The following is a 6,828-nucleotide window of genomic DNA, read 5'->3' on the forward strand; positions in this document are numbered from 1 at the left end:
TCGCGGTCAGGCCACCCCCATCGGGATACCGCATCACACAGAGATACACCCACCCACGAGATCACCGTCACCCTAGGCCGAAAACCTCAGTAGCGAGCCCACAAGCTGGTCCGCCAGATGGGGTACAACGCTTCAGCAGACAGCCGTCCTGCTCCCCGCTGTCGCAGCCGTAGGAGCGCTCGTGTTCTCGAGCATCACCGTCCGGCAGGCCAACGACAACTTGCGGATCACCGAACACGATTCCGTCTCCGCACGTTTCAACACCGCCGTCGGCCAGCTGGACTCCCGTTCACTCGATGTTCGGCTCGGCGGCTTGTTCACTCTGGAGAGGATCATCGAGGACTCACCTCGGGACCACGCCATCGTCCTCCAGCTCTGGTGCGCCTACGTACGCGGCCACGCGCGAAAGGGCGGACAACCGGCGGCTGAGGATGCGGAAACGGCAATGCGTCTCCTCGGAGACCATTGGGAAATGGCAGATGGACGGTTCCCCGCATGCGAGTTGAGCGGAACCCACCTCAACGGGATGGTCCTGACGGAGAAGGACTACCGGGAAGCCAACTTCACCGGGTTGGACCTACAAGGAGTCGATCTGACTGCGGCGACTTTGCGCGTGGCCGACTTCACCAATGCCGAACTGCAGCACGCCGTCCTGATGGGAGCCGACCTTTACGAAGCCACCCTCCGCCACGCCGACCTGAGGAATGCTGACCTCAGTGTCGCCAGCCTGCAGCGCGCCAACCTCGCCGGTGCAGATCTCCGGGATGCCGAACTTGAGGGCACCGATCTACGCGAAGCCCTGTACTCCTCAAGCACTAAGTGGCCCCGTGGATACCGGCCTCCAAGCTCCGCCCAGTTGATCAAGGACTAGCTCACGATCTCTGCCGCTGGCTGACGTCTGCATGCCTCGCAGGACCGCGACGAGGTGATCGTGCTGCTGGCCCTGGCCGAGTGGGAAAGGACGCCGGCCGCCATGGCGTTCATCGAGATGGCCGAGGCCGCCGCGCGCCGCGGAGCCTGCCTGATCCCCGAAGAGTAGGCCGGGAGCTGTCAGCGCGGCCGCCGTCGAGAAAACGCTGTGCCGCGAGATCGGTACCTCTATGGCGTCGAGTGCTGCGAGTCCGCGTGCGAGCGGCAGGACGACGATGTCCTGGCCGCCGTTGTATTGCTGCAGGCGCGTGGACCACGTCCCTGCGGCAAGCAGGTCGTCACGGCGCGTTCCTCGGGGCTCGCCGTACAGCGAGGTCCACGTGGGAGGTGCCTTTCGGGACTTGGCCATCCGGACGGTAGGGGCGGTATACCGGTTTCAGCCCACACGGTGTGTGTGGGTTGCCGACTTCGAGACCCTCCTGGACAGCGAGGGAGCGGCCAACATCAACCCCACCGCCACCCGCGACGAGCAGCTCGCCAACATCCGCGCCATCTACCCACCCGACAAAGAACACCTCGGCGCCCTCGCCATCGAAATCGCTCTGCGCAAGGTCGCGAGGGAAGGCCAGCCGGCCGGCCTGGACGGCCCGGCCAGCGCCCCGTCGGGCTGACGCACACGCGGCGGCAGCAACCAGCGAGGCGTTGATCTCCCGGGCTGTGGTCGGTGGTTCTGCTCGTGTGCGAAGAGCAGATACAGGTCGGCGGGCTGCGAGGAACGAAGCCACTTCCGCTCAACACACGAGAGGGCCATGAACGGGCCGGACGTCCTTCGACCATCTCCCAACCCGCATCCTCAGCGGCCAGCAGTCGTGATCTCAAAATGCCGAAGCCCGTGGCCCCGAGCCGTTGTACTGTCAGGCGCCGTGAGTACGGACATCCACGGCGGTATCGAGTTTCGTCATCCCGGCGTCGGCACGGACTACTACGAGGGCGAGCCCTGGGTCGGCGCCATGGATCTGTGGCCCCTGTACGACGAGACCGACTACGCGGCCTTCGGGTGCCTCTTCGGGGTGCGCAACTACGCGGGCTACCCGCCCCTGGCCGCGGAACGCGGCTTGCCCAGCGACTTGTCGAGCGCCCTACGCGAGCAACTGCAGCCTTGGGTGGCAGACGGCCATCTGGCAGGGGCCACCTGGGTCAGCTGGGCTGAGATCGCGGGACTGGATCCAGCAACTGCTCCGGAGCACTACGTTGGCCGGCTCACGTGGTCATCCCTGGCGCAGCCGGCACTTCTGCATCAGCAACTCGTGCCCGCCCAATGGCCCCCGGAGCTTGTCGCAGCGGCGGGTCCACACCCGCACGAACTGGAAGCAGGCGACCACGTCGTCGAGTGGCAGACCGGAGACCTGCACTACCGGTACGAATCCTTGACGGCTGGATCCATCCTGGGCCCCAGGTCCCAGTGGCCACACGTGTTTGCCGTCATGAAGGCGCTGGCTGACCGTTTCGGTGAGGACGCCGTCCGACTCGTCGTGGCCTTCGACTGAACAAGACCTCATCAGCTGATCGATCACGCAACTGCGCACAAAACCAGATTCACAGAGCGCCATCAGCCGCACGCCCCCGCCCCCGCCCCCGCCCCCGCCCCCGCCCCCGCCCCCGAGTGCGACATGCCCGAGCTGAAGGGCCGGAACGACGCCCGCACCACCGACGGAAGCTGCGCGCGTTCGTGGAAGTCGACCGCACCGCCAATAGCAGCGAACGCCTGGCCGTGAAGCTGATCGAGTACGCCAGACTGTTCCCCTACGAAGCCCAGCCGGTCGGACGCCGCCGATCTGTCTCTACCGGCCCGGCGTGGCTGCGCTGGTACCCGGTCTTCCTCCGCATTCGCTTTGTCCTCACCGGCGCCTCCCGGGCCCGGCTGGACGACCGCATCAGCGATCTGCAGGCGATGGTCGCCCAACACCCGCTCGTCACAGCCCTCGCCCGCGAGGTGCAGCCGGCAGCCGCCATCCTCGAGGACATCGAGGAGCACGCTCCCTCCGGACCGGTCTGGGCGCCACTGACCGGGGGCGAACGCCGCCCGTGGACCGATCTGTGATCACGCCGAGCAGGTGCGTGTACCCAGGGGATCCGCCACCCACCGACGCGGCAAATTGATGATGTTGAAGCCTGAGAGCCGATCCGGGCGGCATGGTCTGATGGGGCGTAGTGGCGGTTTGTCCACGAGACGGTATGGCTGCGTCCGATGGGAGGATGATGGAGGAGCCTGAGTTCGACGTGCTCCTGTCCTCCAGCGGCGATCGGGGGATCGACCTTGTCCAAGCAGTTCGCTCAGTCACCGGGCTGAGCGCATGGCGGAGCAAGCAGCTGCTTGAAGCCGCCCCGACGACGGCGGTCGACCGGACATGGTTCGAGGCCGCGACGGAAGCGGTGAGGCGACTCAACGCAGGTGGTGCTCGAGCTGCCTTGTATTGCAGGTGGTGTGAGCGGGTGATGTCCGTTGAGGACTGCCCGGTGGACGCCGGCCCGTGCTCGTCGCCCTTCTGGTCGCCGGACGGATGCCCCGCGAGCCGACCGAGAGCTTGATTCCTGCCCGCCCGGGACACTGGTTTCGCAAGCGAGAGCGGGCAACGTTTATCGCTGGCTTCAGGAGCACTTACCGATCAGAGCACTTACTGGCGCAGAGCACTTGTTCCGTGACTGTCGTATTCCTGAGGAAGAAGGTCCGTCAGGCCCTTCGTGCGTGGCTCTGGGCCGTGCGAATTCGCTGGTCTAAAGAGGGGCCCGTACGGGACGCTGCACGCGTGATTGAGCGAGAAGCCGCCGTTCGGGCTGTCGAAGAGCAGCTGGAGCGCGACTATCAAAAGTGGCGGGCTGCGGGTGTGGACGCGCTACGGATGGCTGTGGTCGACGTCGAGAAGCACGAGCTGGTGTGGATCGTCTACTGGACCTCCCAGGAGTTCGTGCGCACTCGGAACTCGGAGTTCATGCTGGCCGGCAACGGGCCGTACCTGGTCGACCGTGTCGACGGCGGACTGCACCAGATCGGCGTCGTCTCTGCGGCAACCGGAGAGTGGGAGGCCGACTATCGAGCCCGGATACGTGAGCTGCCGGTGCGCACCGCAGTACACGATCTGCACGATGCGCTGTGCGAAGTCGCCGCTACCCGCGGACGCATGCACGCTGTGCGGACACTGCGCCAAAGGCTGCCTGTGCTCTCGCCTGCGGAGGCCATCGAATACGTGAGCGCGTTGCTGGACGGTGACGCACCCGCGCGCCTCGTGGCCGTCGCCACCAAGGAACTCGTGGAGCCTCTCAACCCGGTATGTGCGGTGGAGACCATTTTGAGCGGAGCGGCGATCCGAACCGGTCAGAGACCCGACAGCTGACTGGAAAGCCACTCGGCATGCCGATCGCGCATCCGGTCCCGCTCCTCCGACGTGGCGAGGAAGACGTCGACGCCACCGTCGTAGGTGTAGTGGATGCGCTGCATCCGGGTGACGACGGGAGTGAGCAGCAGAGTTCGCCAGACTGTTTATATCAATCTCCAGTTGCAATTAAGGGGCAGTGGAGTGCACACTCTCCTCATGAGCGACACTCCACGCGTCCGCGCCCGGCAGGCCGAGCTCACCCCGGCTCAGCGCCTGGAGCTCGATGAGCTGCAAGCAGCCATCACTCAGGCGAAGGAAGCATTCGCGCACGCCGCAGGGCGTATCGCCGTGGAGCTGGGCAGAGGAGGTAACTCCGCCGTCGCCCGGCACCTGGATGTCACCCCTCAGCACATCTCCACCCTTGCCCTCGCCTACAAGGCCCAGCAGGCACACACCGCCGGCGAGGAGGAGGTGGCGGCATGACGAGTGCACCCAAGCCATCGGGCGTCCCGCCGATGCCCGAGCGGAACACCAAAGCGCTGCGCGCCGCGATCGCTCAACACACTCCGCAGCTGCTCGCCGACTACGACCGGCACTGGGACGCCGCCATCGGACAGCCCCGCTACACCGCTCCGGTACCGGCCTTTCTCGCCCGCTGGTGGACCGAGTTCGCCCTTGCCCGCGACCCTGACCTCGACCGCCACGTTCGTGAGCTGGAAGCGCGCGCCGCTGACGCCGTCACCAACGAGCAGGCCCTGCAGTTGCTGACCCAGGCCGCCCATCTGCGCCGTGAAGCCGCCAAGGCGGAGCCCGGTCAGTGAACTTCGCCTTCATGGGCCCGCCGTGGCAGATGGACTGGGTCCGCTCGGCGCGCGCCGATCACGATGCGCTGCCCCCGCCTGTGCGCGCCCTGGTAGAAGACGTCCGCGCCGAACTCGTCACGGTCAAAGACCCCTACTTCCGCGGCATCGACAACCTGCCCGATCTACCCGAGGGCTGCTGGGTGGAACCCGCACGCTCAACCGTGCCCGACGGCCCGCACATCGCCTACTTCGACCACGGCCGCGGATGGCTGCGCTACGTCTTCATCCGCCGCACGACCGACCCGCAGATCATCGTCGAAGAAGTCTTCTGGCAGTAACCACTCCTGGTGGGGGCGGATGCCGAGGCCAACTACCTCGACCAGCGCGAGATACCCCGGCTGAAGTCCTGGCGAACCCTGGGAACCTGACCGGCATCTCCAAGATCCCCGACAGAGTCAAGCTGAGTGACCCAGGCCCGGCGGCCTGGCGGGACCACGCACCAGCAGCTGATCGTGACCCTGACATCTGTCAGGGTCGCAACGTCCTGGTGCCGCCCTACAGTTCGAGGCGTCGGCTGGGCGTCCCCTGCAACGCAACGGCGGCTGAAGCGGGAGCCGTTAGCGCTTCGGTCAGGTCACAGCAGTGGCCGACGACTCTACGAACGAGTGGTGGGCCTACCTGCCTCAGTACGAGGGCTATGTCAGCAACATCTACATGAGCAGTCCGGACAACCAACTGCCCGGCGTCGCGCAGTGCTGAGCAGTGCATCACGGTGCTGCGAAGGGCCTGCGGGAAGAGCCGGGAAGGCACCCGGCACCTTTCGGTCGAACTCGAAAACCAGTGAGAAAAGGACAGTGGATGACCAGGACCAGGAAGTATCTCTCCCTCTGGATGGCAGCCCTCGCCCTGACGGCGGGCGGTGTGATCGCCGCCCCTTCGGCCAGTGCCGCTGCCAACGCCGAGTGCGGAGTTCGGGCGAGCGACGGTCGGCTGTGGTGCGGGAACGGAGCCCCCGCCATTCTGCGCTCGGGCGCCTACCACGAAGCAAACATAACGGGGCAGCTCTATTCCACCTTCAGCTGGTTCGACTGCTGGACCTATGGTGGACTGCACGGCGGCGGCAACACTACCTGGTACCACACCAAGGGTGACTGGACCGCTCCTGGCTACGACGGGTGGGGCTACGTCCCTGCGGACTGGGTCAACACACCGTCCTCGTTCGACGCCGATCCGAGCGCGCGCGGTCTGCGGCACTGCTGAGAGCAGCACTGCCGAGCTCGCCGGACCACCTCCTTGATGTCGTCGGTCTCGTCCACGAGACCGACGGCATCGTCGTCGTGGCGCCCCATGTCGGCGACCCATTCCCTCCCGTTACCGGTAGTTCGTTAAACCCGGCGGTAGAGATCAAGGGGTCTGCTGGCGGTGACCGTGTCGAGAAGGGCTTGGAGTTCGGGCGGCGGGTCCTGGTCGGTCCAGGCTCGCCGCCAGCGGGTCAGGGTGATGGCCGGGGTGAGCCAGGAGCGGACGGCCCGTAATGCCTTGGGCCAACAAGGCAGTTGGGGCTGGTGGGGTGTGACGGTGTCCCCTCTCTGGCCGGTCGTCGGGGCAGGGATCCGGTGCGGTGGCGTCCAGTTGTCCGCGTACAAGTGATCGTGGCCCTGGCAAGAATTTCGTGAAACGGGAGCGTGTCCCCGTACTCGTGTGAGTGCACCACCAAGTACGGGGATAGGTGCACCACTCAGGCCACGTCGGTGTCTCGTTCGATGGCTTGGAGTCGGTTC

The 6,828-nt window shown here is 66.1% G+C and carries 10 protein-coding genes and 1 pseudogene; 10 read left to right on the forward strand and 1 reads right to left on the reverse strand.

Annotated elements, in window-relative coordinates; translation table 11 throughout:
• Window positions 1-181 precede the first annotated feature (181 nt).
• From ACFY0U_RS45535 to ACFY0U_RS45560, 6 genes and pseudogenes are all read left to right on the forward strand, one after another.
• Complete coding sequence (locus tag ACFY0U_RS45535; RefSeq protein ID WP_388646427.1) at window positions 182-871, forward strand: pentapeptide repeat-containing protein; 690 nt, start codon at window positions 182-184, stop codon at window positions 869-871.
• A gap of 451 nt (window positions 872-1,322) precedes the next feature.
• Window positions 1,323-1,541, forward strand: a complete 219-nt coding sequence (locus tag ACFY0U_RS45540; RefSeq protein ID WP_388646430.1) for a hypothetical protein — start codon at window positions 1,323-1,325, stop codon at window positions 1,539-1,541.
• A 252-nt stretch (window positions 1,542-1,793) separates the two neighbouring features.
• On the forward strand, window positions 1,794-2,417 hold the full coding sequence (locus ACFY0U_RS45545; protein ID WP_388646433.1) for a hypothetical protein: 624 nt from the start codon (window positions 1,794-1,796) through the stop codon (window positions 2,415-2,417).
• Window positions 2,418-2,527: 110 nt separating this feature from the next.
• Window positions 2,528-2,971: pseudogene (locus ACFY0U_RS45550) on the forward strand (hypothetical protein); the annotation flags it as partial.
• Between the two features lie 158 nt (window positions 2,972-3,129).
• Entirely contained in the window at window positions 3,130-3,459 is a 330-nt protein-coding gene (locus tag ACFY0U_RS45555) for a ribosomal protein L7/L12 (RefSeq protein ID WP_388646443.1), read from the forward strand.
• 218 nt (window positions 3,460-3,677) lie between these two features.
• Window positions 3,678-4,262, forward strand: coding sequence for a YrhB domain-containing protein (locus ACFY0U_RS45560; protein ID WP_351694235.1), 585 nt, complete (start codon window positions 3,678-3,680; stop codon window positions 4,260-4,262).
• On the opposite strand, the gene ACFY0U_RS45565 is transcribed toward ACFY0U_RS45560, so the two are convergent.
• The gene (locus tag ACFY0U_RS45565; protein ID WP_388646436.1) at window positions 4,244-4,366 is read right to left on the reverse strand and encodes a hypothetical protein; all 123 of its coding nucleotides are present in this window, start codon (window positions 4,364-4,366) and stop codon (window positions 4,244-4,246) included. The two genes, ACFY0U_RS45560 and ACFY0U_RS45565, sit on opposite strands and share 19 nt — an antisense overlap.
• Window positions 4,367-4,460: 94 nt before the next feature.
• On the opposite strand from ACFY0U_RS45565, the gene ACFY0U_RS45570 reads away from it, so the two are divergent.
• The 4 genes from ACFY0U_RS45570 to ACFY0U_RS45585 all read left to right on the forward strand — a co-directional run bounded on the left by ACFY0U_RS45570 (window position 4,461) and on the right by ACFY0U_RS45585 (window position 6,307).
• Complete coding sequence (locus ACFY0U_RS45570) at window positions 4,461-4,727, forward strand: hypothetical protein (RefSeq protein WP_351694232.1); 267 nt, start codon at window positions 4,461-4,463, stop codon at window positions 4,725-4,727.
• The gene (locus tag ACFY0U_RS45575) at window positions 4,724-5,065 is read left to right on the forward strand and encodes a hypothetical protein (RefSeq protein ID WP_388646439.1); all 342 of its coding nucleotides are present in this window, start codon (window positions 4,724-4,726) and stop codon (window positions 5,063-5,065) included. Before ACFY0U_RS45570 ends, ACFY0U_RS45575 begins: the two co-directional genes overlap by 4 nt.
• The gene (locus ACFY0U_RS45580) at window positions 5,062-5,385 is read left to right on the forward strand and encodes a hypothetical protein (RefSeq protein WP_388646441.1); all 324 of its coding nucleotides are present in this window, start codon (window positions 5,062-5,064) and stop codon (window positions 5,383-5,385) included. Before ACFY0U_RS45575 ends, ACFY0U_RS45580 begins: the two co-directional genes overlap by 4 nt.
• A gap of 520 nt (window positions 5,386-5,905) precedes the next feature.
• The gene (locus tag ACFY0U_RS45585) at window positions 5,906-6,307 is read left to right on the forward strand and encodes a hypothetical protein (RefSeq protein ID WP_351694224.1); all 402 of its coding nucleotides are present in this window, start codon (window positions 5,906-5,908) and stop codon (window positions 6,305-6,307) included.
• Window positions 6,308-6,828 lie beyond the last annotated feature (521 nt).

The organism is Streptomyces sp. NPDC001536 (assembly GCF_042894505.1).
In the GTDB taxonomy this organism is placed as follows: domain Bacteria; phylum Actinomycetota; class Actinomycetes; order Streptomycetales; family Streptomycetaceae; genus Streptomyces.